Below are 25,755 nucleotides of genomic sequence, written 5' to 3' on the forward strand. Positions count from 1 at the left end.
GTTGTTTTTCCACGCAAATTGGTGATTTATGTTCAGAAAAGCAATCTGTACGCCACCCTCAAAACAAGTACCGGACACCAAACTGAAACTGGCGGGGCGGGGCCGCATTCCTGCGAACGATACCGGCTTCGGGCGGGCCAACCTGAATCTGATTGCTCTGCGTGGCATTGTTCGAGTAGCCGCTCAGATTCACCGTGTTCAGCACGTTGAAGACATCGGCACGAACTTCAATCCGGCCTTTTTCGCCGTACACCCGGAACTGGTACTGCGCGCTCAGATCAACCGTTTTTGACCACGGTAGCCGGTCGCTGTTGCGCGATTGGCCGGGGTGGCGGTCGGAATTGCCCACGTAAGCGTCGCCAAACGCGCTGCCGTCGCCGTTGAGGTCATTAGTGAAAATACGCTGGTTGGTTGGGGTTAGTATGGGTTGTCCTTTGCTGTTCACGATGAAATACCGCGACGCATCGGGAATGCGGTTGATAGGCTGTCCGCTTTGCAGCAGAGCCGCCACCGTAACCGTCAGGTTTTTGACCGGGTAATAGTTGAAAATACCATTGATAATGTGTCGGCGGTCGTTGATGCTCGGTCCCCACTCGGCAGCAAAATTGTTGGCGTCCATTGCCCGGAAGTTGATGTCTTCGGTATTGTTTTTGAGCGACGAGAGCGTGTAAATCAGCCGGTAGGCAAACGGGCTGTTGCCGACCCGGTCGCGTTGCAGGTTGAAACTCAGCGCGTAGTATTTCGACTCGCCCGCCGTTTCGGTCATCACCACGCTCTGTGCCACGCCCGTTACGCGCTGCCCATCGATGAGGGCAAAGCCGCCGGGATAAATGGGCAAGGGGCGCGTCGAATCGGCCCAGGCCGACGACCGGGCTACGCCGTTCTGTCCGCTCAGGTCGTAATTCCAGGCCACTGGCGCGTTCAGGTTGCGGGTGCGAAACAGGTTGCGCGAGTGATTGTACACGGCATCGACATAAAACAGCGTATTCGTATTAATCTGGTACTGATAGCCCACCGACGCCTGCACAGTGTATGGGTTCTGATAGCCGTTGGGGTTCAGAATCCGGCGTTCACCACTAAACAGGTTGCGCTGCCCGGCAAAGCTGCTGGCGGGTGGCCCCTGCAAATACCGAATCGGCACGCCCGCGTTGCTGCTGCCGCCTACCGACAGATTCCCATCGAACGTGACCCGGTCCAGGTCGGTCGATGCGGGCAAAATCCCCTGATTGACAAAATAGTGCAGTTCACGCCGAAAGTCGGGCGAGCTGTTGTTTTGCTGGAGTGCATCGCTGTAGATGGCGTACAGAATTTTGTCGTAGAACAGGCCAATGCCGCCCCGCAGGGTGCTGCGTCCGCCTAATTTGTAATTGGCACTGAAGCGGGGCGCAATGTTGTTGAAATCGCCCGATGCGGCCCCGCCTTTCGAGAGATTGTCGTAGTCGTAGCGCAGGCCGAGCGTCAGGTTCAGCTTGTCGTTCACCGACCACTGATCTTCCAGATAAGCACTGACAATGTTCTGCGTTTTGCCGAACGATGCGGGCCGCAGCTCGACCGAGTAGCCCAGCACCCGCGCATCGGCAGGAATATCGGTTGGACTGAGCGACGAGCCAAGATTTCGGCTGCGCAACACGTTCAGTTGTTCGGCGGTGAGTTGCACGGTGTAACTGCCATTCGGGTTGCCCCCACCCGACAGTTGGTGGTTGCCGCTGATGAGTTCGGCCCCGGTCCGGATGGTGTGGTTGCCCCGGTAGAACGTCAGTTTCTGCTGTAGTTGAAACGTATTTTCGACCTGATCGAACACGTAGCCGGGGTGGCCGAGCGCGGCAATGGCTACACCCTGCTGATCGAGTACGGTCACGTTCGGGCTGTTGGGGTCAACAGGCCGGGCGTAGTTCCAGCGAAAGCGGGCGTATTGCAGGTTCGTTTCCGACGTGAATCGGTCGGTCGAATAGATGTTTTTGTTCGCGATGGTCAGCGAGTTGCGGTCCTGCGCGTTGGCCGCCGATGGAAACGCGATACCGCCCGTTAGCCCGCCCGCCTGCCGCCCAATGGCAATCAGACCCACGTTGGCCCGCAGCGACGAGTGGAAGCGCGTACTCCAGAACTGATCGAGCTTGGCCGAGAAATAGTTAAAGCTGTTGTTGCCCCGAACGATTTCATTTACACCCAACGCCGGAGCCGTTAAGGCATTGTCTTTCAGGTCGGTCGTGTGTTCGTAGTTGACGTAGTAAAACGTTTTGTTTTGTACTAATGCGCCACCGATGGCGAAGCCGCCCTGATACCGCTGAAAGCCGTTCTGCACCTGATTGCCCGACAAATCGCGTTGCGGATAAGGCGTTGTTCCGTCGATGCCGGGGCCGGGTCGCGTCAGAAAAAACGCTTCGCCCGTGGTTTGGTTACTGCCCGACCGCGACGTGAGGTTGATGATGCCGTTGCCCGTATTGCCAAACTCGACGGTGTAGTTGTTGGTCAGCACCGAGATGTTCCGTACAAACCCAATGGGCATGGCAAACCGCTGTCCGCCCAGAAACCGCTCGTTATTGTCTTGCCCGTCAATCAAGTAATTGTTAAACAGGCCGTTGGCTCCGTTGATGCTGACGTTGGGAGCTTCGGGGAAAAAGCCCGTAGCCTGGCTCACGTTGGGCAAGCGGAACAGTACCCGCGTAATGTCGCGACCTTCTACAGGCAACTCCTGCACCTGCCGCGCACTAATCTCCGACGATACTTCGGCGTTGATGGTGTTGATGCGCGACGTGCTGGTGCCGCGCACGTTCACCTCGCTAAGCGTTCGTTCGGTTTTGGTAGGCAGCAACAGCGTAACCGAGCGGCTGGCGTTGGTGCGTAGCTCGATATTGTCGGACGTGGCTTCGAGGTAATCGCCTTCTTCGCGGGTGAAGATGCGGTAGGTTCCGTTGAGGGGCAGGGCCGTAAACTGCAACTGCCCCTGCGCGTTGGTGCGGGCCGACGTAGACAGACCGATAGCCGGGTTTTCGAGATAAACGGTCACGCCCGATACCGGGGTTTGGCGCGTCAGTTGCAGTACCGTAACGTTGACGCTGTTCTGGGCCAGAGCCGTAGTGACTCCGCAGATGAGGAGGATTGTGTTGATGTAAAAAAAACGTTTCATAGAGACTAATAGGTACTTGCCGAAATTTACGTGCCAGACGGTTTTTTAGATTGTCCGAAACCGATTTGGCGGCAATTACGTATCGGATTCTACTACAAACTGTCATGTTGCTGACCAAACTGCACTCAATGCTCAATCATACGCTGATTATTTTTGTCAAAAACCCCGTTCCAGGCACCGTAAAAACGCGCATTGCCCGCACTGCTGGCGATGAAGCCGCCGTTCGGGTCTATGAACACCTGGTAGACTACACGCGGCAGCTTGTTGCAAGCGTAGATTGCCGCCGGGTTGTTTATTACGGCGATTTCATTAACCCCGACGACGGCTGGAACGCCTACGCGAAACATCTCCAAACCGGCACTGACCTCGGCGAACGAATGCAAAACGCCTTTTCAGAACAGTTTGCCGAAGAAACCGACAAACTAATTATCATCGGCAGCGATTGTTTTGAGATTACGCCACAGCACATCGAACAGGGGTTTGCGGCTCTTGACCTTGCCGACATCGTGATTGGCCCGGCTACAGATGGCGGCTATTACCTATTGGGAATGAAGCAGTTGCATCCGTTTCTGTTTACCGATATGCCCTGGAGCCAACCCGACCTGCGCCAGCGAACCGAGCAGGTCGTTGCCCAACACGGTCTGCGCATGGCCCGGCTCGATGAATTGTCCGACATTGACGAATGGACCGATTATCAACGATATTTGAGCGGGGATGGAACACGGATTAAACGGATTTAACAGATCACCACGGATTTTTGAGTTAACTAAAGCTTTGAATCTGTGAAAATCCGTTTCATCCGTGTTCCATCTCATCCCCATCCGTATAATCCGTGTTCCATCCCAATATCCTTGTCATAATACCGGCGTTTAACGAGGAAAACTCGGTCGGGAAAGTCGTGCGCGAGATTCCGGCGGGGCTGGCAGCCGAAGTTGTGGTCGTAAACAACAACTCGAACGACCAAACCGCTGTTGAAGCCGCCCGCGCCGGGGCCACCGTGCTGCACGAACCCATACAGGGCTACGGACGCGCCTGTTTGCGCGGTATTGCCTACGCCCAAACCCGCCAACCCGCCCCCGACATTATTGTGTTCATCGACGCTGACTACTCTGATTACCCCGCCGAAATGCCCGCACTTGTCAAACCGATTCTGGACAACCGGGCCGATCTCGTGATTGGCTCGCGGGCGTTGGGCAACCGGCAACGGGGGTCTATGACACCGCAGCAAGTAGTTGGCAACTGGCTGGCAACAACGCTGTTGCGCTGGCTCTATGGCGCGACATTCACGGATTTGGGGCCGTTTCGGGCCGTGCGCTACAGCACATTGCTCGCCCTCGACATGCGCGACCAAACCTACGGCTGGACGGTGGAGATGCAAGTAAAAGCCGCCAAACTCGGTTTTCGGAGCGTTGAAGTACCCGTTAGTTACCGACCGCGCATCGGGCATTCCAAAATTTCGGGAACGGTGAAAGGCACGGTGCTGGCGGGCTACAAAATTATTACTACTATTTTCAAGTACTGGCAATGAACCAACCCCCGCAATTGCCATTTCGGTTAGGGTGGCTCGGCCTGTCGGCGGGTTTGTATGGCCTGCTGGGTTATGGCGTACAGCGCGAACAGTTTCCGCTGCTTATCACGCTCTACGCGCTGCTGTTCTGGGGTTATTTGCTGCGCGTTCGTCCGCTCTCGTTGCCTTCGACTGATGCCGAATCGCAACTATCCGACCGTCTGCTGTTTGGCGCGGCTATCGCGTTTCGGCTGCTGCTGCTGCCTGCTATGCCGCACTTTTCCGACGATTTTGTGCGGTTCATCTGGGACGGTCGGTTGCTGGCAAATGGCTTCAATCCGTATCTGTATCTGCCCCGTCAACTGCTGCAAACGCCTATCGCTGCTTCGGCGGGCCTTACCGACGAGTTATTTTACCAACTCAACTCACCCGATTATTACACGGTTTATCCGCCCCTGAATCAGTTCTTCTTTGCCATTGCGGCCTGGTTGTCGCCGGTCAGCATTCAGGGAAGCGTGATAGGTCTTCGCGTACCGATTCTGCTGGCCGACATAGGCAGCATCTGGCTGATGATGAAGCTATTGCGCCAATCAGGCCGCAACCCGAATCTGGCGTTGTTATACGCCCTGAACCCGCTGGTGATTCTGGAACTGACGGGTAATTTACATTTTGAAGGTGTTGTTATTTTCTTTGTGCTGCTGGCCGCGTGGCTATTCGTAACAGTCCGGCTGAACTGGTCGGCGGTAGCATTTGGGTTGGCCGTCAGTACGAAGCTTCTGCCACTTATCCTGCTACCGATGCTGCTGCGCTACATGATTACGCGACGGGCCGTGCTGTATTGCTGCCTGGTAGGATTGGTTACGACTGGACTGTTTTTGCCGTTTGTCAGCATCGATTTGTTCCGAAACATCGGTACGAGTCTGAATCTGTACGTGCAGAAATTCGAGTTCAACGCCAGTATCTATTACCTCGTTCGGGAAGTTGGCTATTGGGTAAAAGGCTACAACATCATTGGCACAGCGGGCCTGGCCTTGTCGTTGCTGACTTTAGTCGGCATTCTGTACATGGCGAGCGGACGGTTTCAGCAATTGTCGGGCAACCGGGTGCTACTTACACTGACCTTATACTTCGCACTGGCAACCACCGTACATCCGTGGTACATCACCTCGCTGGTAGCCGCTGCGGTGTTTACGCGGTTCCGGTATCCGCTCATCTGGTCGGGCGCGGTCTGGCTGTCGTATGCCACCTACCAAACCGTACCGTACCAGGAAAATCTGTGGCTCACAGCCCTGTCGTATGGGCTGGTGGTGCTGGCGTTCTTTCGCGAACGTTTCGTAACGCGGGTGGAAGCCCGCTCTTGATGGTTATTGATACAGCAGCGCGGGTTTCCACCCGCGTTACGGAGTCAACCAGAACCGCATTGGTCAAACCAGTTCCTGCAACAGTCCCGGTACGTCGAGCGGGCGGGTGTACATGTCCAGCGAACCGTCGGGCTTCTGCGGCCATTGCGCCTGCGGACGGTCCCAATAGAGTTCTACCCCGTTCTGGTCGGGGTCGTTGAGGTAAATGGCTTCCGAAACGCCATGATCCGACGCGCCCGTAAGTGGGTAATTGGCATCGAGCAGGCGTTTGACAGCTACGGCCAAATCCCGGCGTGTTGGGTACAGAATGGCCGTATGAAACAACCCCGCCGACCGCACCGGAGCCGGTGGCCCGTCTTTGCTGTACCACGTATTCAGACCGATGTGATGATGGTAGCCACCCGCCGAAATGAAAGCCGCCTGATCGCCGTATAACGTTGTTACACTGAACCCCAGCAGATCACGGTAAAAAGATAATGCCCGGTTAAGGTCGGCCACTTTGAGGTGAACGTGACCGATGCGGGTCTGGGCCGGAATGGTGTAGGGTGTCATAACAAAATGCGGTTATCTTTAGGCATGAAACGCATTTTCTGGCTAAACGTTCTCCTCGGCTTGCTCATCAGCACCGCCCACGCCCAACCTGCCAAACGCCCCCGCGACTATGGTATTCGCTTCGGGGTAATACCCACCGGACCGCTTAACGCCATTACCGACGTGCCGGGCGTTCGGGTCGGGCAGGTCACGCTGCGGCAGGGTACAACCATCCGCACGGGCGTAACGGCCATCGTGCCGCATGGGGGAAATCTGTTTCAAGAGAAACTACCGGCGGCTATCTACATTGGCAACGGCTTCGGCAAACTGACCGGCTACAGTCAGGTCGAAGAACTCGGCACGCTCGAAACGCCCATCGTTTTGACCAACACGCTCAGTGTACCCACAGCCGCCGACGCCGTTATCGATTACACGCTAAACCAGCCCGGCAACGAGCAGGTGCGGTCGCTGAACCCGGTCGTCGGCGAAACCAACGACGGTTTTCTGAACGATATTCGCGGGCGGCACGTCACGCGGCAGCATGTTCTCGACGCCATCCGAAACGCCAAACCCGGCCCGGTCGAAGAAGGCAGCGTGGGGGCTGGCACCGGCACGGTTTGTTTTGGCTACAAAGGCGGCATTGGCACGGCCTCGCGCAGGCTACCGGCCTCGCTGGGCGGCTACACGGTGGGCGTGCTGGTGCAGACCAACTTCGGCGGGGTGTTGCAGATTGCCGGAGTGCCGGTGGGCGTTGCGTTAGGGCAGTACAGCTACAAAGAAAAGCTCGACGGTTCGTGCATGATGGTGGTGCTGACCGACGCGCCGGTAGACGCCCGCAACCTCAAACGATTAGCCAAGCGGGCCTTTCTGGGGCTGGGCCACACGGGCGGCATTGCCTCCAACGGCAGTGGCGACTACGTGATTGCCGTATCGACCGCCTACCAGATTCCGCACCAGAGCAGCAGCCCGTTCGATACGCTGAAACTCCTCCGCAACGACGACACCTCGCCCCTGTTCATGGCCGCCATCGAAGCCACCGAAGAAGCCATCATCAACTCGCTCTTTGCCGCCGGACAAAGCCCCGCCGACACCTTTTCGGGTACAGAAGGCCACAGCGTCAAGCCGCTGCCCGTGCAAAAGGTAGTGGAGATGGTGGGGAGGAAATAAAGAGTTGTCAGCGCAGGGCCAGAATACCGAAGGTTTCGGAGGGTGGTACGCGCAGATTCAGAAACTCAAATTTTGGATTAGCCTGCTGGGTGCGCAGCAACCCATATATTTTCTGGCTTTCTACATCCGACGACAGATAGTACTGCACCGACGTTTCTACATCAGCCTGTGCAAAAAGCTTGGTGTCATTGGGAATAATGGCCCGGCTGATGATGTCGAGTCGGTTGCGATGACTAAATACGACGCGGGCAAACTCACCACACCGCTGGGCGTGCATTACGTTGAACGGTAGAATTTGCAGATTACGCAGTGGCAAATCCTGAAGTTCGCCCTTGACGCAGTACTCGGCCACCGAAATAGTGGACATCAGCATGGGCATATCCTGCTGGATAAAATACCGAAAATAGCCATCGGCATGAGCAAACAACGGGTCTTGCTCATTCAGGAAACGCAGAAAAAAACTTGTGTCTAACAGTACAGCGTTACGCATCGTAGCTTCCTCTTAACTCGCGAAGCCAGGCATCCGGGTCTGCCGACTGCTCAGCACCCGCCCCCGACCGAACGTGGCCCAACCAACTTTTTTTAGCCCGCTCCCGTAGCGACGACAGATACGAGTCGTCGTAAGTTGGGTGGTAATCAATCAATTCAACAAAGCGCAGGTCGGAGCGGTCTAACTCGCCGGATTCTACGTGTTGCTTCCCCACAACCCGGACGCCGAACGACCTATACAGAATATTGTCTGGTAACTGTTCCAGCACTGAAATGGGCGTTTTTATAATGACTAAGCCGTAATCGTCGGTCGATACGTGAATATTAGCCCGGTCTTTACCGCCTGCATTTGTCACTTTTCCGTAGAAATAAAATTCGGCTTCGGCCCAAACCGACTCGGTACGGTAAAATTTGGTGTCTGGGTCGATGCGTAACTCATGGGTGTCGGTCTCTGAGGTACGGATACTGAACGTGTATCCGCGCTGCACGGCCATCGTCTGGAACGCTTCCAACGCCCTCGCCGTATTCAGTTCCAGAAAGTTAATATCCTGCCGCTGCGCCACCTGCCCGATCACGGCACCAAAACCAATTACGTATTGCAGCGACGTGCGGAACAAATGCCGAACAGAGCCTTCTTCTATACGATAGCTGATGGTAGGCCGGTCGCGCTTATCGGCGGGAAATAGCAATCCTTCTACCTGTTCGAGCACAGCCATCACCTCCCGAATATCGAAGTTATCGGGTTTGAGCGGCTGACTCCCCTTGGTGCCAGTAATCCGAATTTCTATCTGACCGGTTTTTTCCACGGGGCAAAATTAGGAAAAAGAGTAGTCCGTGAACTGCTTAAAATGAAAGAAAAGCAGCAAACCTCTTTATCCGTTTAGTTATGCTTTCTGAATATGAAAGTATCTTCGCTTTATGACTTGGGGCTTTTCAACAGCTTTCACGAATGTACGCGTACCATCGGGCTTGACTTCCATAATCTGCCCATTATCGGCTACTAAAACGCTATTGCCTGATGCCAGCGTTTGCCAATACGCCAGTCGGGTAGGCTATTTCAGCCAGTTCAGGAATGTGTTGCTCCAAGTAAGCAACGGCCTTTTCGGTAAGTTCCATATTTTAGTAGGAGTATACGCTTTGAGCAGTTTAATTTTGCTCCAGGTTGAAAATCACCCAAGGCCGTGGACATCGTTGGCAGTAAATTCGAAAAGCTACCTTACTCGCCCAGTACTTGGGAGTACCGATTTTGGAAGAGGCTAAAGTGATAGACCGAGTTCACGCGATTAATTCTGATCCCAACATTCTACTCTGATTTTAGCAACCAACTGGGACCATTGGCTTGATGTGTAGGGGAATGGTTTTTGGTTAAAATCGACTTCAAGTTTTTTTAGACGCTCTTTGTAAAATTCAAATTCTTTAGGGCCATCAAAAAGTTCTAAAGCTTCTTTGTAAGCTAATAGAAAGGCAATAATCGGTGTAACTGATAATAATCTACTGGTTTTATTGTTTATATCCCAGTCAGACTTAAACAGATCTTTAATTACCCCAAAATACAAACAAATATTGGATAGACAGTAATTTATGTAGCATTCATATGCATTATTCTCTTTGAAAACATTGCTACCTTCGTTGTCCTTTATCCAGTATCTATACAGATTGTATTTTGCCGGATCCAACTCAACCAAGTCCTGAATGCCATATTTTATAATTGATGAAGTTTTGATTCCTATATTATCAAAATCAGACAGTAAAAATAAACCTAAGAATGGCTGTCTAAAATTTAATCCATTAAGTACATTATTAGCTATTCCAGTAGGAGAATACGGATCGGCCAATGATTTTAGGTGTTGAATTAAAGAAGATTTCACTTTTTTCTGTTCACTGTTGATTTGCAAAAATATTTGACTCTCAAACTTCCTTTTTTCAATTTCACTAAACTCACCTTTCTTGAAGCATACACCTGTAATTAATAAGTGACGTTTAGCCCTTAACTTACTGATAGTTAATTCTAAAGGATCATTATCTCCTCCGTCATAGTGACTATATACTCTATGCTGTCCATCAATTATACCTATTGAATTTATTTTATAAGGGATATTTATAACCGCATTTTCTATCTTAGTGGCTGTGAATACATCCATCAACTTCTTCTGCGAATCCGCGGTTTTCTGACTAAACGTAACTTCGTCTGGCAAACTAACTATTATATTATTAACGAACGTTTGTTGGTTAGTAGCAAGAAACTCGCGAATCTTATCAACCTTAGATTTTTCTAACAAGCGTTGATAAAAGCCACTTTGTCCTTCCCAGCTTTCTTTTCTGAATACATATGCACACCTCATTAATTCCTCTGCTTTCATAGCAAAAGTTACAACCTGCATACCATCTGGAAAGCCTGAACTGTACTCTGGCAAAATAATCGCAGTTTCAATATTAGCATTAAAGCTTGTACTTCCACTTTCACCACCAATATCCGTTAAATCAATACCTAAAAACTTATATAGTTCATATTTAGCTGTACGTTTAATAATGGAACTAATTCTAGAAAAATACTTCAAATTTCTACTATCTATAAATTTGAATTTTGCAAAAGTCTGTCTAAGAGTTGAGTCTACGTTTCCTGCTGATATATATATATAAAAGTGTTTATACTGATATGGTTTGTAATCGTAAAATTTATCAAATTTATCTGGACCTTCGCTTTTGAGCCATGCGACTGCTTCAGCAAAATGTTCAGTAACTTTTTCGTAAAAAAAGTATTTAGTTTTCAAATGATTACTATCATTCGTTGTGATGGTTTCTTCGACAAACAATAAAATATTTTCAAATAAAAAAACGCTATCAAACTCTCCTTTTTGTCCACCAAAAACTTTATGCTTGCCATCAGTTCTGACATATTCAAATCCCATAGATTTGAATATGTTCATGATTGATTTATGCAAAAGTTTCCGCTTGCTTTTCTTCAAACGCTCATCTGTTGATAACTTTGCAGACTTCTTCTTGATTTTTTTGGCTTTATTTAACATGACTACTCCAGAACTTTTAGCTCAATATCAGAGTAAATAAAATTGTACATTTCCTCCCTTTTGCCTATGTTAGGAAATTTACATGGCGAAGTATATGCATAAAATCGATTATATCGATACTTATAAAGTCTGATATCCATGAATTTCTCATAAAAAGGAATTTCCTTTTCTATGTGTAATATAGGTTTCACTTTCGCTTGTTGAATCAGAAACTTTAATGCTTTATCTTCAAGATCGATTTTTGGAGTCACACCATTCTCCATGACGTAGATTTCCACAATATTATTTTCTGTTAAATTGTCTTTTGTTACATATAAAAATTGATGATTGTTACTTTTATTGACATGTTGACACACAGCAGAGGCCACTTTCATTTTACGTAGCTTGTTATTAAGAATTGCATAATTTTCTAAACCAACAGAATGCTTTTCTTTAACCTTTTGACGATCGGTCCAGTGTTTTTTAGCTCCTAACAAAACTTGTTCCTCAAATGTCTTTTTGTATTGAGCGTTAATATCTATTCCGAAAGAGAAACGGCTCATCACACTGGCAATAGCTAAAACTGTCCCTGAACCAGCAAACGGGTCAAAAACCACATCACCTTCATTGCTAGCAATAGAAATTATTTTTTCAACCAGTGGAAACGGAAAAGGACATAGATGCTTTTGTACGTTGTTCCCCCACCCCCTCATTGGTGTAATAAATGACCATATATTAGAGGGAGCTTTGCCATTGGGGTTGTAACGTTCTGGATATGTTTTCCACCATTTTTTTAGATCATTTATTTCACGTACTTCGTCAAAATTGAAAGTAAAATTTTCTCCCTTCGCGAAGAAAATAATATACTCAAACTCATTTTTGAAAGACCCTTTGCCATTCCAAGGCATGCTCTTTTCTTTATCCCATATAACTATCTCTTTCAACTTCCAGCTGTGATCAGTATTTTCTTTGATTTCGTTAATTAAATCAAAAGGTAAGAGCTTGAGTTCGCCATTCCTTCTAAATGTATCAACCACAAGCCACAAAGTCGCATTCTCATTAGCTAAGTCGTAACAACTTTGTAGAACTCCGACCACATCACTTATATAATCGTTGTATTTTTGCTTGAAGCCTATTTGAGAATAGTGATTATCATAGTTCAAAACGTCAAAATAAGGCGGTGAAGTAATAATCAGATCGGGTCGCTTAAGTTGGTTTTCGATGAAAATTTCTTGTAGTCTTCTTGAATCATCAACAATATACTGCGGAGTCAACATTTTGATTATCAGCAATTAACAGATAAAAACTCTTCACTAACTTATCCAAACACAAATATAGCCTAAAATAACCTAAAACATTAATTTTAAGCCTACATATCAGCAGTCTAAGAAAGTATTCATCCATATCTTGGATAGGTATTGACACAAAAGTATTACCTCCATCAATACTCATTACTACTTCTCAAACACAAACAAATCATTAAACGCCCACTGCCCGTTTTTCAACTCTCCACGTTGAATGACGAGTTGGTTGGGTTTGCGCCGTTCGTAGATGATGCGGATGTTGCCGTCTTCTCGCTCGAACAGGGCGCGGTCTTGTCCCGCACTGATAAAGCGGTAGCGGTCGGCTTTGTCTTTTTCTTCTACTCCAATCAGGCCGGGTTTGAAGTGCTTCACCATCGCCACGGGGCCGGTATCGGTCTGCTCGAAAACAAACAGCTCGTAGAGCGTGGCTTTGTTGTCTTTCATCATGCGGATGTAGCCTATGATGTTGTCACCTGCCGGGGCCGTCCACGACGCTTCGATGGGGCCGCCGTTAAAGGCACCGAGCCAATGACCTTCGAGCATCGCTACATCGGCGAGGGAGCCGGAGCGGGCGGGTGCAGTCTGGGCAAAGGCAACTTCCATAGTCAGCACTGCCAGAACGGATAGAGCGGTATTAAGAAAGAGTAAGGAACGTAGACGCATACACGAAGAGGGTTAAATCTGTATTACCCTATAAACGCACAACTGCGCTGATCGTACTCGTTTCGTCGGCCAGCTTACGAAAATTTGATAGTAATACTTACAAAACAAACAATACGTTTGAAATCTAAGTATTTATACTTTATATTGCTCAACATAGGCATTGCCTAATATTACTTAAGCACCGTGTTTCAATAAGTACAATTATATAGTCAATAAACTCAATTCATGCCCCTCTCGCCTATGAAACAAGCCTTACTTGCTCTTTTCCTGTTTATCTGCGTTGCCGGATACGCACAACGAATTCGGATCGATACCGAAGCCGGGCCGATTGTACTGGAACTTTACCCCGCCAAAGCCCCCGGCACAGTTGCTAATTTTCTGCGCTACGTAGATGATAAACGTTACGACGGAGCCACCTTCTACCGGGTCGTGCGGATGGACAATCAGGCCACCAGCCCGGTAAAAATCGAAGTGATTCAGGGCGGTTTACGCGCCGATTCAACGCGCATGTTTCCGCCCATCGCGCAGGAAACTACGCAGAAAACCGGCCTGAAACACCTCGATGGTACGCTCTCGATGGCGCGGGGCAAACCCGACAGTGGTGCGTCCGAATTTTTTATCTGCATCAACGCCCAGCCCGAACTCGACTTCGGCGGCAAACGCAACCCCGACGGACAGGGATTTGCCGCCTTCGGTCAGGTCATCGAAGGTATGGACGTGGTGCGCCGGATTCAGCAGGGCGAAACTGGTCAGGACGGTCCCACCAATGCCTATTCAAATCCCATGCAATTACTCAAAAAGCCGGTTGTGATACGCAGCGTCCGGCGCATGTAATTTTTACTACCAACTCACCCACATGAAACACCCACTACTACTCTTCTTGATCGGCTTGTTTATTCAGGCCAATGCCCAGACACGTACCATTTCGGGCCGTGTTACCTCACCCGAAAACGAAGCCCTGCCAGGCGTCAACGTGGTCATCAAGGGGGCCACAACTGGCACCGTCACCAAAGCCGATGGCACGTATCAACTGACTGTACCGGCCTCGGCCAAAACGCTCGTATTCTCGTTTATCGGCTATAAAACCGCCGACGTTGCCATTGACGGACGCAGTTCGCTCGACGTGAAATTAGTGGCCGACCTAACCAACCTGAACGAAGTAGTTGTGACGGCCAACGCCATTGTGCGGGAGAAAAAGGAACTCGGCTACGCTGTTTCGACAGTGGGCGGCTCCGAACTCGTGAAAGCCCGCGACCCGAACGTACTCAACTCGCTGGCGGGGCGCGTGGCCGGGGTGCGTATCTCGCAGCAGTCGGGTACGCCGGGCGGCTCGACAAGGGTCATGATTCGCGGGGCCAACTCGCTGTCGAGTTCGAGCGAACCGCTGTTTGTGGTCGATGGGATACCGATTTCCAACTCGTCGTTCAACGGCTCCGAAACCGACATCGTGACGGGGGGCGTTGACGTGGGCAACCGCGCTGGCGACCTCAACCCCGACGATATCGAGAGCATGAACGTATTGAAAGGCGCGGCTGCGTCGGCACTGTATGGCTCCCGCGCCCGCAACGGCGTTATTGTGATTACGACCAAACGCGGCAAACCGGGAGCGAAGAAGATGAACGTGACCGTCAACTCGTCGTACCGGACCGACAACGTGCTGCGTGTACCAGACCTGCAAACCCAGTTTGCACAGGGCAATCTCGGCGTTTATAACCCGCAATTGGGCAACGGCTGGGGACCGGCGGTATCGAGCATTACGGGGCCGGTACTCGACTACAAGGGCGAAACCGTACAACGGTTGAACGTGTATCCGCAAAACTGGCGCAACTTCTTCGTGACGGGTCACACACTTATCAACAGCGCGTCTATCGACGGTGCCAGCGAACAGGGCGACTATCGGATGGGCTATACCAACCTGCGGCAAACGGGCGTAGTACCGGGGTCAGAACTGGGCCGGAACACGTTTGCGATCAATGCCGGGCGCAAAATTACCGACCGGCTGACCTCGCGGGCGTGGCTCAACTACGTGCGTACTACCAGCGACGGACGCCCACAGCAAGGCTCGAATACAACCAACATCATTTCAACGATTCTGTCGGGATTGCCCATCACGGTCGATATCAACGAACTGCGTGACAACCTCTTTGCCCCGCCAACACAGGCCGTTCCTACCGGCTGGACGGGCGATCTGGCCCGATCTATCGACCTCAATGGTGTGCAGAACAACCCGTATTTCGTTACGACGTTTAACCGGTTCAGCAACTCGGTCGACCGGATGTATGGCGGCACCAGCCTGAGCTACGACGTGGCTCCGTGGTTCAACGTAACGGCGCGGGCCGGTACAGACTTCTTTACCGAAACGCGCCGGTCGGTGTCGCGCCGGGGTACGCGCGGGCGGCTCAATGGGCAGTTCGACACCAACGAAATTTACGAGCGCGAACTGCAAACCGACCTTATCGGCACCGTGACGCGGCAAATCACGCCGAACTGGACGTTCAAAGGCATTGTAGGCCACCAGTTTAACCAGCGCACCATTCGACGGTCGAGGGTGCAGTCGGAAGGGTTGAACATCGATCAGTTGTACACCTTTGCCAACGCACAGTCGAACGTAGCGTCGAACTTCTACAGCCGTCGCGAAATCTTCGGCGTTTATGGCGATTTCAGCTTCGACTACCGCAACTTCCTGTTTCTGAACGTAACGGGCCGTAACGACTGGAGCAGTACGTTGCCAGTGAATAACAACTCGTATTTCTACCCGTCGGCCAGTGTGTCGTTTGTGCTGAGTGAAGCGTTTCCAAACCTCGGCATCGTGAAAAACGATATTCTGAGCTACGCCAAACTGCGGGCCAACTACGCCAACGTGGGTTCGGACGAGGACCCATACCAGCTCGCGTTTACGTACAACCCGCTCACGCAGGCCAACGACATTTATACGTTCAACATTCTGTATCCCATTGGCGGGGCATCGGCCTTTGGGGCTACCAACGTGCTGCCGCCAACCAACCTCCGTCCGCAACAGCAGACCTCGTATGAGTTTGGTACGGAGTTGAAATTTTTCGGCGGTCGCGTCGGCCTCGATCTGACGTATTACCGGAATCTGAACTACGACCAGATTATTTCGATTGCCGTTCCGCAATCGACTGGCTACTCGGCCCGGCGGCTCAACGTGGGCGAAATTTCCAATACGGGCGTCGAAGCCATGCTGACCGTTACGCCCCTGCAAACGCGGTCGGGCTTCCGCTGGGATGCGGCTGTTAATTTCAACCGCAACCGCAACCGCGTGGAATCGCTGGCCCCCGGCCTAACCGAATTTGTGACAACGTCGGGCGATGGCTTCGGTATTTTCGTGGTGGCGCGGCCCGGCGAAACGTTTAACATTCAGGGCGTTGGCTGGCTGCGCGACCCACAGGGTAATATTGTTATTAACCCCACCACGGGCCTGCGAACGCCGGGACCGCGCAAACTGCTCGGCAATATTTATCCCGACTGGACAATGGGGATCAACAACAGTTTTTCGTATAAAGGAATTGATTTCAGTTTCCTGATCGACATGCGGAAAGGGGGCGTTATCAACTCGCAAACGGTTGGTATTGTGCGGGGTAGCGGGCTTGCCGCCGAAACCGCCGTGAATAACCGGACGCCGTTTATCGACCCCGGCGTGATTCGTAATACCGATGGCACGTTCCGGCCCAACGACCGGCCCGTTGCCAGTGTGCAACAATACTGGAGTCAGTTAGACAACTCGGTAAGCCCGGAAAACAACACCTTCGACGGTTCGTACACCAAACTGCGCGAGGTGCGGCTGGCCTACTCGTTGCCCCGTGCGCTGGTGAACCGGACGCCCTTTGGCAACATTGCCGTGGGTCTGGAAGGCCGGAACCTCTGGATTATTCACTCGAACGTACCGCACATCGATCCTGAAGCCAACGTACTCGGCACTGGCCTGATTGGCGAAGGTTTGGAGCGCGGCAGCATTCCCAGCAGCCGCAGCGTTGGTGCCAACTTACGATTTACGTTTTAGAAAACAATCATGAAAAAACTACTCTTCGCCAGCCTGACGCTGGCAACCCTCTCTACCGGCTGTTTTAAAAACAGCGACCTCAACATCGACCCCAACCGCTCGACAACGGTTGACCCGGCCCTGCTATTTTCGGGAGCCAGTACACAGTTTTCGCTGCTGCGCGTGGCCGAACTGACCTGGCCCGTCGCGCTCATGAACCAGATGTGGGCGTCGGGCGGTCGGTGGGGGCTGGCGCAGGCCCAGTACGATCAGACCCGTATCCGCACAGCCTGGGGGCGCACCTACACCGACGTGCTGAAAAACCTCGACGTAGCCATTCGCGTGGCCGAACAGGCTCAGCCAGTCAACAAAAATGCCGTGGCGCAGTGTAAGATTCTGAAGGCGTTTGCGTATTCACAAACGTCGCTGCTCTGGGGCGACATTCCGTTTTCGGAGGCCGCGTCGGGGCAGGTCGATCTGCCGAAATTCGACAAACAGGCCGACGTGCTGAACGGCTGTATTGCCCTGCTCGATGAAGCCATTGCCCAAATCGACCCGGCCAGCAAGGGCATCATTGCGCCTAATGATCTGTATTACGGGGGCGACATGGCGAAATGGCGCAAGTTTGCCAACTCGCTCAAACTCCGCATCCTATTCTCGATGGTCGATGCCGACCCGTCGAAGGGTGCGGCCATTGGTCAGCTAATTTCGGGCGGCAATTTGATTGCGTCGAACGCTGACGCAATGCAGTTTCGGTACTTCAACCAACCCGGTCGGCAGAACCCGCGCTTCTCGTTCACGGCCATTTTTCGGGGCGGGGTTCAGTCGGACTGGTATTGCTCAAAACCCGTGTACGACCTGCTCGTTTCGCTCAACGACCCGCGCATTCCGTACTTTTTCCAGCCTGGCCCGGCGGCTGGCCCTAACGAGTACATTGCCCTGAACAGCGTAGAAACGTACACCACCAAATCGGCGTTGGTGAACATGAACCTGCTGCGCCCCGACCTGCCCGAGGTGTCGTTCTCCTATTCGGAGCAACTGCTGTTCGAGGCCGAAGCCATCGCTCGTGGGTTTGCGCCGGGCGGCTTCGGTCTGGCTACGCAGCGGATGCGGGCGGGCGTTCGGGAGTCGCTGCTGTCGTTTGGCGTACCAGCCGCGCAGGCCGACACCTACGCCAACGGTCTGCCCGCACTCACAGCCGCCAATCATCGCACGACGCTATCGCAACAGCAATACCTCGACCTGTTCATGCGCCCCGTGGAAGGCTGGACCCAGCATCGCCGGTCGGGGGTAATCGGGCAGGAGGTTCCGGCCATGAGTGCCCCACAGGGCGCACCCGTCTCGGGCCTTGTGCGCCGGTTGTTATACCGCAGCGAAGAGATCAACTCCAATCCAAACACGCCAACAGGCTTGGCGGTAGATGCTCCGCAATGGTTTGATAAATAGAGCGATAGCGAAGCGGCTCCTGAGATTTCGGGAGCCGCTTCGCTATTATTCGTACATCGTTCAAAACAACTTTTCATTCGGCGGCTTAACACCTTTCATGCGCAGGTATACGGTTGCTTGTCCCCGGTGATGCGTCTGGTGTTCAAACGCTTTGGCATAGGCCAGCTCGCGCGGTATTTCACGGTTGCCCATTTTTACGTTCTCCGCTAACTGCGCGTCTGTCAGCCCTTTCAGCCCGTCGATAACGAAGTCATAGCTTTCCATGACCACTTTCGTCAGCGCGGCTTTAGTCTTCAGGTCGTCCATTTTCTCCAGACTCTTACCCGTATACGGATTGGGCTTGCCGGTTGCACTGGCAGCAAAACCGAAGTTCGCACTGGCTAAGTGCAACATCTGCTCGGCAAAACTGCGCACGTCGGGCGTGGGCTTGTAACCCGTACCGTCTTCAGGCATGGCATCGAGGTACTCCTTCGTGTAGTCTTTGGCACGCTGCCAGTCGGCCACCAACTGACTAACGCTGGTCATGGGCCGGTAGCTGCTCAACATCGTCAGCGCAACGATGAGCAGCAGGGGTTGCAGGAAACGGTTCATGAAAGTAGAGGTTTGGGAGAATTGGTTCGGAAAATAGTTTGTTCAACCAAGAATCTGTTCAGAACGTTATAAGCACAGCTTTAATAAGTTCCTACCCATCATGGACTTCATCGATTATTACAGCGTGCTGGGCGTATCGAAAGATGCGTCGGACGAAGACATCAGGAAGGCGTATCGAAAGCTGGCTCGTAAGCACCACCCCGACCTGAACCCCAATGATGCCGAAGCCAACAAGCGGTTTCAGCAACTCAACGAAGCCAACGAAGTGTTGATCGACCCCGACAAGCGTAAGAAATATGATCAGTACGGCAAAGACTGGCAACACGCCGAGCAGTTCGAGCAATTTCGGCGACAACAGCAGCACAACCGCACGCAGGCACAGAGCAGCGCGGATGAGTATGACTTTTCGGACGGGTTTGGCGGAGCCGATTTCTCCGACTTTCTGTCGTCGCTGTTTGGGCAGGAGGGCCGCCCCGGAGGGAGTGGCTTCGGTGGTCGGCAGGCTACGTTCCGGGGTAGCGACTACCAGGCCGAACTGCACCTGAGCCTGCGCGATGCCTACGCCACGCATCAGCACACGCTGACCGTTGATGGTAAAAACATCCGCATCACGGTTCCGGCGGGCATCGAAAACGGCCAGAAAATCAAGTTGGCAGGCTATGGCGCACCCGGCGTTAACGGCGGACCCAACGGCGACCTCTACATCACGTTCGTCATTGCTGATGACCCGCGCTACAAACGGCAGGGCAACGACCTCTACGTAACCGAAGACATCAACCTGTACACAGCAGTGCTGGGGGGCGAGAAAATCATTGACACGCTGAACGGACGAGTAAAAGTTACCGTAATGCCCGGAGCGCAGAACGGCGCGAAAGTACGACTGAAGGGCAAGGGCTTTCCAGTATATAAGCAGGACGGCGCGTTCGGCGACCTCTACGTACAGTGGAACGTGGCACTGCCCACAAACCTGACCGACGAGCAGAAACGACTCTTTCAGCAACTCCGCCAACTTAGCTAAGCCATGCAACCCAATCAACTCATTTCTATTCAGGAATTTTGTCAGTACAACCGCGTTGACGTGGGCTTCATCGACCACTTGACGCAACAGGGTTTAATTGAAACCACCACCGTTGGGCAGGTGCTGTACGTGCAGGTGGAGCACCTGCCGCGCTTAGAAAAGTTTGTGCGGCTCCATGTAGACCTGTCTATTCACCCCGACGACCTCGACATTGTCAGTAACCTGCTGGAGCAGGTAGAAAGCCTGCAACAGGAGTTGACACGGGTGCGAAACCGGCTGGCGTTTTACGAATCGTAGGGTACTTAAGTTCCTACGCATTAGTTGATTTCATCGAGGATATTGAGAAATTCTTGTAAGGTGACAACTCTCAGCAACAGGTTTCCATCAGTTTTCAGTACGTCAAAATGATGATCGTTGGTAACTAAGTAATTGGCGTTTGATGCAATAGCTACATCTACAAACTTATCATCGTCATGATCACGTTCAATAAGTTGCCACTTATAATATGCTTCCTGAAATAGTGTGTTAGGAGCAAGCGTAAGGATGGTTAATATTAAATTAGCCGTTGCTGGAGAATACTTCTGAGCGAGTTTTTCTTCGTACTCCGTTATAATCTCGTTACTGACGACCCACTCAATTTGTTCGGCTTCAAAAGCAAGGTAAAGTGCATAACCAGAACTGTTGGGCGGGATCGAGGCCAGCAAGCAATTAGTGTCAACCACAACTCGGATCATTATGAAGGGCTGTTGAGCATTTCGTCAAAGTCAGCCTGCGTGTAGCCTTTTTCCTTTATGGTACGTTCCACTTCTTGTTTCAGCATAGCCGAATAGTGACGAACCAACACCCGACGTAACTCCAACGTCTGCGCTTCGGTTAGCCCTCGATCAAACAGGCGAATCAGACTAATTTGCATTGGATTAAGCCTATCAAGCGAAATACGGGTGCTTTCCATACAGATAATTTTTAGAGAGAACAAAATACGCATTAACTCCGTTTCATCGCCACACGCCCCAGCAGCATCGCCAGGCCAGCGAACGCCAGCGCACCGAGCAACATATACCCGCCTTCGCCCAGTACACCCGCCAGTGCCGGTTCGAGCGTCAGACTCGCCAGCGCGTTGTATACGTTGTCATTGACCGAGAGCAGAGCCACGGCCACGCCCGCCAGCGCACCACCGGCCACCAGGCCCGTCGCGAAGAGATTGCCTTTACCCAAGTCAGCGTCTTCTTCTTCGGTGCCGGTACGTTTGGCGTTCCATTCGACAATACGCTTCACGAATCCACCCGCGAAAATCGGCAACGTCGTGGACAGCGGCAGGTACAGCCCAACAGCAAACGCCAGTGCGCTCACGCCCACCAACTCGAACACGAACGCAATGAACGCGCCAACAAGCACAAACTGCCAGTCGAGGTTGAACGACAGTAGCCCTTTGATGAGCGTTGCCATGAGCGTACCCTGCGGTGCCGGAAATTTGTCGGAGCCAATGGCATGCGTAATGCCCTGCGCCACTAAATCGGGCGTGGGCGTGTCGAGAATTTTGACCGTAGCACCCACTACGAGCGACGACACGATAACGCCGATGAATAACGCCATCTGCTGGTAGCGGGGCGTAGCACCCACTAAATAACCCGTTTTGAGGTCCTGCGACGTGGCTCCGGCGTTGGCAGCCGCTACACAAATCATGCTGCCCACCACCAGCACAGCGGGTTCAAACGCCTTGCCCGTCAGGCCAAACGCGATGAATACCAGCGACGTGCCCATGATGGTAGCAATCGTCATGCCCGACACCGGCGACGAACTCGACCCAATTAACCCCACAATCCGGCTGGCAACCGTTACGAAAAAGAAACCGAACACCACCACCAGCACCGCAATGAGCAGTTTGGTCAAGAGCGAATCGCCCGGCACCTGCGGCAGCAGTACCATCAACGCCACCAGAACCAGACTGCCGATAATTACTACACGTACAGAGAGGTCCTGCTCGGTGCGCGGAGACCCCACCCCCGTCCCCTCCCCGTTAGGGAGGGGTGAAGCGTATGAAGCTTCGCGTTCCTCACCCCTCCCTAACGGGGAGGGGACGGGGGTGGGGTTAAACGTTTGCCGAAACGACGACACGATGGTTGGAATGGTTTTCAGTAGTGTCATGAACCCACCCGCCGTTACGGCCCCGGCCCCAATCTGTCGGATGTAGGCTCGGTACACGGCTGCGGCTGTGTCGGCGAAGGTGTGCGTCTGCGGATTCCAGCCGCCCGGCCCGCCCGCCGTTTGCAGGTTGGCTAAGTAGCCGAGTTTTTGCAGTTGTAGCGCAATGGTATCGCCCGGCACCACCGACGCCAGCAGCGGAATCAACCCCAGCCACGCCAGAATCCCCCCGCCGACCAGCACCGCCGAAATCTTAAATCCAATGATGTAGCCCACGCCCAGGTACTCCGGCGTAATCTCGCCCGATACCTGCGCCGACGGAAAGTAGCGATTTGTTTGTTTGGTGGCCCAGACCGGTACTTCGGCAATCAGGTGCAGCACCTTTTGCAGGAACGCGTACAACAAAGCCACACCCAACCCCTGATAAGCCGTTTTGGCGAAGTCGCCCCCGCGTTCGCCCGCAATCAGCACCGACGCGCAGGCCGTTCCTTCGGGATAGGGCAACGTACCGTGTTCCTGCACAATCAGCGACCGGCGCAGCGGCACCATCATGAGCGTGCCGAGCAGCCCGCCCAGAATCGCCAGCGTCAGAATGGTCCAGTAGTTGAAAAAGTCGGCCCCACCCGACTCCTCGGACGGGCCGTTGGTCAGGAATAGAAACCCCGGCATCGTAAATACCACGCCCGACGCGATGCTTTCACCCGCCGAACCCGTAGTTTGGATGATGTTGTTCTCCAGAATCGTAGTATTCAGAAACCGCCGACCGAGCGAAATAGCCAGCACCGCAATCGGGATCGACGCCGACACCGACAGCCCGGCTTTCAGCGACAGATAGACCGTAGCGGCTCCGAACAGGACGCCAAACACCGCGCCCGTGATGATGGCTTTCAGCGTAAACTCAGCCGGCGATTCGGAAGCCGGGACGAACGGTTTGTGGGTAGGTAAGGGTTGGTTCATGCGGGGAAAGGGGTTTTGGCGGTATCAGTGGGTTAAGCTACGCATTACAAACCAGATCACGCCATTTTTTTACCGCTTGACATTCTGCCTGAAAGATTCCAACTTTGTCTGACCAAATTAAAAGCGGAAGTAGCTCAGTTGGTAGAGCGGCAGCTTCCCAAGCTGCAGGTCGCGAGTTCGAGACTCGTCTTCCGCTCAAAAATTAACCCCACGTAATTGGCCAGTTAACTCAATAAGTTGATTGGCTCTTTTTATTATTTTTATCTCTTGGTTTGCACTACGGTTTGCATTGGTAACTATATCTCTACTTTTCCACAAAGACTATAAGGTTTTAGGATTGTATTTTGCTACTATAAAATCATACAATTGTATGACCGTTTATCACAACTGTTATAAATGGCTTTATAATTGCTTTATTTTTGTGTCAAAACCTGACTGCTAATCCAGTTTCTATGAAATTACCCCGGAAAATTGACGACCGCCTTAAAGATGCCATTGTCAATATACAGTTCGTTCCGGGTGTTCCTGCCGAGACGGTTCTGGGTTATGCACATGCACACCTGAACACCTTGTTTGACACAGTAACAGCAGACCCTTTCCCGGCTTTTAGCCTTCAGGCAAACAGCTTAATGATTGACCAACGGTCCGTCTATTTCTTGTCAAAAGATCGAAAAGTCAGAATTGACATTAATGGCCAATCTATTACGTTTAATGTAAATCAAGGCTATCCTGGCTGGGCTGAATACCGTAATGTGATTGCCGATTGCCTGAATGCATTGGGAGCCGGAAACGTCATTAAGCAGTTCACCCGCTTAGGCATTCGGTACATTAGTCAGTTCGATGACGTTCAGATTGCCGATTCGATCAATATAGACCTTGCTATTAGATCGGTGCCAGCCGAACGACGTGGACAGATTCGGGTTGAATTTGTGCATCAGGGCTTTCAAGTGATTGTTACGCTGGTCGATAGGTATCCGACCGAAGTACGCTCACCACTGCCATCGGCACCCGGCTTTTTCTCGCTGGTTGATATTGATGTCATAAAGTTCTACGCAACGGAACGGCCTATTGACCAGCAGACGTTATTAACAGACATAGATACGGCTCACCACGAACAAAAGGTGCTGTTCTTTGAGTTGTTAAAAGACAGTTTTTTACAAACTCTTAACCCGCAATACTGATATGCCCGTTCCTATTCTTGATATGCCAGTGGGTGTGTCGTCGGCGTCAGTTTTTGCCCGGCGTCCCGAAGTCGTCATCAACACCCCATATACCAAAGCGAATGAGGATAGTCGCTATCGCTTTGTGGATGGTTTTTATGAGTCGGCTAACTCTACCTTTCGGTCGCCAATTATTCAGGTACACGAGAATGACATACTGCGACAGGCCCAACAAATTGTTGACCGCCTGAATGCGATCTTACCCAAATTTGCTGGTGTCCCACATGGCGTTATGCGCGAGGTATCGTGTCAGGTACTGTATATTTTATTGAGTCAGGGTTTTATCAAAACGACGTTTGAAAAAACGCCCGACGATAGCCTGTTGGTAACAGGCGAGTGGCAGGGTAAGACCGTTTTTGTGGACATCTTCTTCGATCAGGAAGAACCTGCTGGCTATGAGACTATTTTGAGTGTTTATGAAGGTAAAAAACCGCTGATGTCGGAAGCTGGTACGTTGGAAGACATCGTTGGAAAACTGCTTGGCTATGCGGTTAGCTTGCCAAGTCAATCGTTTGAGATTCATTACAGGGTGTAATGTTGCATTTTGGGGCAGGGAAAGATTAGGTGTTGAAGAATGTCGTATCCAGAACGCTTATTGCCACAACCCACATATAAACAGATTGACTTCGACTGGGTTAGCTCCCGGTCTTATTATCTGGTCCGGCATACTGATTCAACCGATATAACCACTGAAGAAGGGCGGCTCAAATCAGATTACGTAGTTTTACAAACCGACCACCTCCGCGACTACTCCACGAACCTACTGGGCGAGTTTGAACCCGATGACGTAGCCTGGAACTGGCTGAAAGGCACTACCTGTACGCAACTATGGTCGGGTAACTGCCCCGGACAAATGCCGACAGTCGGAACAGATGTAGAATGGGTTGCAGGGCGCGGGCGGTTTTATTTAGCCATTTATCAGCATCACACTTTTTCATTTCCGGCCAATGGTGGCACCGAACAGATTACATGCCGGGTGCTGCACACTCCTACAAATGGCAATTTCTGGCACTGCTCGCTACGGTGGTGGTGGAATAGTGAGGACGTGGCAACCTATGGCGACGACCGACAGGCCCAGAAACGTAGGCGGCAGATTCTATCTACCGCTAAAACCTTCATCACAATTAACGCCCTACTCACCGAGCCAACTTATCAGGCCGTACCCCCCGAAGCATATCAGCAAACGGTAATTTAATAGAGATGGTAATCCTAAACTTGTAATGATAG

The 25,755-nt window shown here is 51.9% G+C and carries 23 protein-coding genes and 1 tRNA gene; 13 read left to right on the plus strand and 11 right to left on the minus strand.

Annotation, left to right across the window (positions count from 1 at the left end; all coding sequences use genetic code 11):
* Positions 1–58: 58 nt before the first annotated feature.
* Positions 59–3,127, minus strand: a complete 3,069-nt coding sequence (locus AWR27_RS17900; RefSeq protein WP_077132459.1) for a TonB-dependent receptor — start codon at positions 3,125–3,127, stop codon at positions 59–61.
* A gap of 104 nt (positions 3,128–3,231) precedes the next feature.
* Here AWR27_RS17900 and AWR27_RS17905 point away from each other — a divergent pair, with 104 nt between their 5' ends.
* From AWR27_RS17905 to AWR27_RS17915, 3 genes are all read left to right on the plus strand, one after another.
* Entirely contained in the window at positions 3,232–3,867 is a 636-nt protein-coding gene (locus AWR27_RS17905) for a TIGR04282 family arsenosugar biosynthesis glycosyltransferase (protein WP_232325866.1), read from the plus strand.
* Positions 3,868–3,959: 92 nt separating this feature from the next.
* Positions 3,960–4,655 carry a glycosyltransferase family 2 protein gene (locus AWR27_RS17910; protein WP_077132460.1) on the plus strand — a complete coding sequence of 232 codons (696 nt, stop codon included), beginning with the start codon at positions 3,960–3,962 and terminating at the stop codon, positions 4,653–4,655.
* Positions 4,652–5,995, plus strand: a complete 1,344-nt coding sequence (locus AWR27_RS17915; protein ID WP_077132461.1) for an MptA/MptB family glycosyltransferase — start codon at positions 4,652–4,654, stop codon at positions 5,993–5,995. The genes AWR27_RS17910 and AWR27_RS17915 overlap by 4 nt, the downstream gene beginning before the upstream one ends.
* Positions 5,996–6,058: 63 nt before the next feature.
* On the opposite strand, the gene AWR27_RS17920 is transcribed toward AWR27_RS17915, so the two are convergent.
* Complete coding sequence (locus AWR27_RS17920) at positions 6,059–6,547, minus strand: VOC family protein (protein ID WP_077132462.1); 489 nt, start codon at positions 6,545–6,547, stop codon at positions 6,059–6,061.
* A 24-nt stretch (positions 6,548–6,571) separates the two neighbouring features.
* Here AWR27_RS17920 and AWR27_RS17925 point away from each other — a divergent pair, with 24 nt between their 5' ends.
* Positions 6,572–7,693 (plus strand): DmpA family aminopeptidase, encoded by a 1,122-nt coding sequence (locus tag AWR27_RS17925; RefSeq protein WP_077132463.1) that lies wholly within the window; start codon positions 6,572–6,574, stop codon positions 7,691–7,693.
* A gap of 7 nt (positions 7,694–7,700) precedes the next feature.
* Here AWR27_RS17925 and AWR27_RS17930 read toward each other — a convergent pair whose 3' ends face one another.
* The 5 genes from AWR27_RS17930 to AWR27_RS17955 all read right to left on the minus strand — a co-directional run bounded on the left by AWR27_RS17930 (position 7,701) and on the right by AWR27_RS17955 (position 13,154).
* A complete protein-coding gene (locus AWR27_RS17930) occupies positions 7,701–8,183 on the minus strand; it encodes a hypothetical protein (protein WP_077132464.1) in 483 nt (160 codons plus the stop codon).
* Positions 8,176–8,988, minus strand: coding sequence for a hypothetical protein (locus AWR27_RS17935; protein ID WP_077132465.1), 813 nt, complete (start codon positions 8,986–8,988; stop codon positions 8,176–8,178). The genes AWR27_RS17930 and AWR27_RS17935 overlap by 8 nt, the downstream gene beginning before the upstream one ends.
* Before the next feature lie 477 nt (positions 8,989–9,465).
* Positions 9,466–11,208, minus strand: coding sequence for a DGQHR domain-containing protein (locus tag AWR27_RS17945; RefSeq protein ID WP_077132466.1), 1,743 nt, complete (start codon positions 11,206–11,208; stop codon positions 9,466–9,468).
* 2 nt (positions 11,209–11,210) lie between these two features.
* Positions 11,211–12,464 (minus strand): DNA-methyltransferase, encoded by a 1,254-nt coding sequence (locus tag AWR27_RS17950; RefSeq protein WP_083732899.1) that lies wholly within the window; start codon positions 12,462–12,464, stop codon positions 11,211–11,213.
* 177 nt (positions 12,465–12,641) lie between these two features.
* Positions 12,642–13,154: a DUF6265 family protein gene (locus AWR27_RS17955; protein ID WP_083732900.1), complete on the minus strand. Its 513-nt coding sequence runs from the start codon at positions 13,152–13,154 to the stop codon at positions 12,642–12,644.
* Positions 13,155–13,394: 240 nt separating this feature from the next.
* On the opposite strand from AWR27_RS17955, the gene AWR27_RS17960 reads away from it, so the two are divergent.
* From AWR27_RS17960 to AWR27_RS17970, 3 genes are read left to right on the plus strand one after another with little or no spacing between them, the layout of a single operon-like run.
* Positions 13,395–13,988, plus strand: coding sequence for a peptidylprolyl isomerase (locus tag AWR27_RS17960; protein WP_077132469.1), 594 nt, complete (start codon positions 13,395–13,397; stop codon positions 13,986–13,988).
* Positions 13,989–14,010: 22 nt separating this feature from the next.
* A complete protein-coding gene (locus AWR27_RS17965; RefSeq protein WP_077132470.1) occupies positions 14,011–17,175 on the plus strand; it encodes a SusC/RagA family TonB-linked outer membrane protein in 3,165 nt (1,054 codons plus the stop codon).
* Positions 17,176–17,184: 9 nt separating this feature from the next.
* On the plus strand, positions 17,185–18,600 hold the full coding sequence (locus tag AWR27_RS17970; RefSeq protein ID WP_077132471.1) for a SusD/RagB family nutrient-binding outer membrane lipoprotein: 1,416 nt from the start codon (positions 17,185–17,187) through the stop codon (positions 18,598–18,600).
* 60 nt (positions 18,601–18,660) lie between these two features.
* Here the strand turns inward: AWR27_RS17970 and AWR27_RS17975 are convergent, their stop codons facing one another.
* On the minus strand, positions 18,661–19,191 hold the full coding sequence (locus tag AWR27_RS17975) for a DinB family protein (protein ID WP_077132472.1): 531 nt from the start codon (positions 19,189–19,191) through the stop codon (positions 18,661–18,663).
* Between the two features lie 100 nt (positions 19,192–19,291).
* Here AWR27_RS17975 and AWR27_RS17980 point away from each other — a divergent pair, with 100 nt between their 5' ends.
* Positions 19,292–20,209, plus strand: coding sequence for a DnaJ C-terminal domain-containing protein (locus AWR27_RS17980; protein ID WP_077132473.1), 918 nt, complete (start codon positions 19,292–19,294; stop codon positions 20,207–20,209).
* Between the two features lie 3 nt (positions 20,210–20,212).
* On the plus strand, positions 20,213–20,506 hold the full coding sequence (locus AWR27_RS17985) for a chaperone modulator CbpM (RefSeq protein WP_077132474.1): 294 nt from the start codon (positions 20,213–20,215) through the stop codon (positions 20,504–20,506).
* Positions 20,507–20,526: 20 nt separating this feature from the next.
* Here the strand turns inward: AWR27_RS17985 and AWR27_RS17990 are convergent, their stop codons facing one another.
* The 3 genes from AWR27_RS17990 to AWR27_RS18000 are packed head-to-tail and all read right to left on the minus strand — an operon-like array spanning position 20,527 to position 23,308.
* Complete coding sequence (locus AWR27_RS17990; protein ID WP_083732901.1) at positions 20,527–20,943, minus strand: putative toxin-antitoxin system toxin component, PIN family; 417 nt, start codon at positions 20,941–20,943, stop codon at positions 20,527–20,529.
* Positions 20,943–21,161, minus strand: a complete 219-nt coding sequence (locus AWR27_RS17995; RefSeq protein ID WP_077132475.1) for a hypothetical protein — start codon at positions 21,159–21,161, stop codon at positions 20,943–20,945. Before AWR27_RS17995 ends, AWR27_RS17990 begins: the two co-directional genes overlap by 1 nt.
* 32 nt (positions 21,162–21,193) lie before the next feature.
* Positions 21,194–23,308 (minus strand): OPT family oligopeptide transporter, encoded by a 2,115-nt coding sequence (locus AWR27_RS18000; protein ID WP_077132476.1) that lies wholly within the window; start codon positions 23,306–23,308, stop codon positions 21,194–21,196.
* Between the two features lie 123 nt (positions 23,309–23,431).
* On the opposite strand from AWR27_RS18000, the gene AWR27_RS18005 reads away from it, so the two are divergent.
* From AWR27_RS18005 to AWR27_RS18020, 4 genes are all read left to right on the plus strand, one after another.
* A tRNA-Gly gene (locus AWR27_RS18005) sits at positions 23,432–23,504 on the plus strand.
* 256 nt (positions 23,505–23,760) lie between these two features.
* Positions 23,761–24,489: a TIGR04255 family protein gene (locus tag AWR27_RS18010; RefSeq protein WP_077132477.1), complete on the plus strand. Its 729-nt coding sequence runs from the start codon at positions 23,761–23,763 to the stop codon at positions 24,487–24,489.
* Between the two features lies 1 nt (position 24,490).
* Entirely contained in the window at positions 24,491–25,063 is a 573-nt protein-coding gene (locus AWR27_RS18015; protein ID WP_077132478.1) for a hypothetical protein, read from the plus strand.
* Between the two features lie 39 nt (positions 25,064–25,102).
* The gene (locus AWR27_RS18020) at positions 25,103–25,723 is read left to right on the plus strand and encodes a hypothetical protein (RefSeq protein WP_077132479.1); all 621 of its coding nucleotides are present in this window, start codon (positions 25,103–25,105) and stop codon (positions 25,721–25,723) included.
* Positions 25,724–25,755: the final 32 nt, after the last annotated feature.

This window comes from Spirosoma montaniterrae (assembly GCF_001988955.1).
GTDB lineage: Bacteria > Bacteroidota > Bacteroidia > Cytophagales > Spirosomataceae > Spirosoma > Spirosoma montaniterrae.

Coding starts and splice junctions, on each gene's coding strand:
- AWR27_RS17920 (WP_077132462.1), bottom strand. CDS start 6,547: ATGACACCCTACACCATTCCGGCCCAGACCCGCATCGGTCACGTTCAC.
- AWR27_RS17970 (WP_077132471.1), top strand. CDS start 17,185: ATGAAAAAACTACTCTTCGCCAGCCTGACGCTGGCAACCCTCTCTACC.
- AWR27_RS18010 (WP_077132477.1), top strand. CDS start 23,761: ATGAAATTACCCCGGAAAATTGACGACCGCCTTAAAGATGCCATTGTC.
- AWR27_RS17995 (WP_077132475.1), bottom strand. CDS start 21,161: ATGGAAAGCACCCGTATTTCGCTTGATAGGCTTAATCCAATGCAAATT.
- AWR27_RS17930 (WP_077132464.1), bottom strand. CDS start 8,183: ATGCGTAACGCTGTACTGTTAGACACAAGTTTTTTTCTGCGTTTCCTG.
- AWR27_RS17925 (WP_077132463.1), top strand. CDS start 6,572: ATGAAACGCATTTTCTGGCTAAACGTTCTCCTCGGCTTGCTCATCAGC.
- AWR27_RS17905 (WP_232325866.1), top strand. CDS start 3,232: ATGTTGCTGACCAAACTGCACTCAATGCTCAATCATACGCTGATTATT.
- AWR27_RS17900 (WP_077132459.1), bottom strand. CDS start 3,127: ATGAAACGTTTTTTTTACATCAACACAATCCTCCTCATCTGCGGAGTC.
- AWR27_RS18020 (WP_077132479.1), top strand. CDS start 25,103: ATGTCGTATCCAGAACGCTTATTGCCACAACCCACATATAAACAGATT.
- AWR27_RS17965 (WP_077132470.1), top strand. CDS start 14,011: ATGAAACACCCACTACTACTCTTCTTGATCGGCTTGTTTATTCAGGCC.
- AWR27_RS17975 (WP_077132472.1), bottom strand. CDS start 19,191: ATGAACCGTTTCCTGCAACCCCTGCTGCTCATCGTTGCGCTGACGATG.
- AWR27_RS17980 (WP_077132473.1), top strand. CDS start 19,292: ATGGACTTCATCGATTATTACAGCGTGCTGGGCGTATCGAAAGATGCG.
- AWR27_RS17985 (WP_077132474.1), top strand. CDS start 20,213: ATGCAACCCAATCAACTCATTTCTATTCAGGAATTTTGTCAGTACAAC.
- AWR27_RS17990 (WP_083732901.1), bottom strand. CDS start 20,943: ATGATCCGAGTTGTGGTTGACACTAATTGCTTGCTGGCCTCGATCCCG.
- AWR27_RS17915 (WP_077132461.1), top strand. CDS start 4,652: ATGAACCAACCCCCGCAATTGCCATTTCGGTTAGGGTGGCTCGGCCTG.
- AWR27_RS17960 (WP_077132469.1), top strand. CDS start 13,395: ATGAAACAAGCCTTACTTGCTCTTTTCCTGTTTATCTGCGTTGCCGGA.
- AWR27_RS18015 (WP_077132478.1), top strand. CDS start 24,491: ATGCCCGTTCCTATTCTTGATATGCCAGTGGGTGTGTCGTCGGCGTCA.
- AWR27_RS18000 (WP_077132476.1), bottom strand. CDS start 23,308: ATGAACCAACCCTTACCTACCCACAAACCGTTCGTCCCGGCTTCCGAA.
- AWR27_RS17950 (WP_083732899.1), bottom strand. CDS start 12,464: ATGTTGACTCCGCAGTATATTGTTGATGATTCAAGAAGACTACAAGAA.
- AWR27_RS17955 (WP_083732900.1), bottom strand. CDS start 13,154: ATGCGTCTACGTTCCTTACTCTTTCTTAATACCGCTCTATCCGTTCTG.
- AWR27_RS17945 (WP_077132466.1), bottom strand. CDS start 11,208: ATGTTAAATAAAGCCAAAAAAATCAAGAAGAAGTCTGCAAAGTTATCA.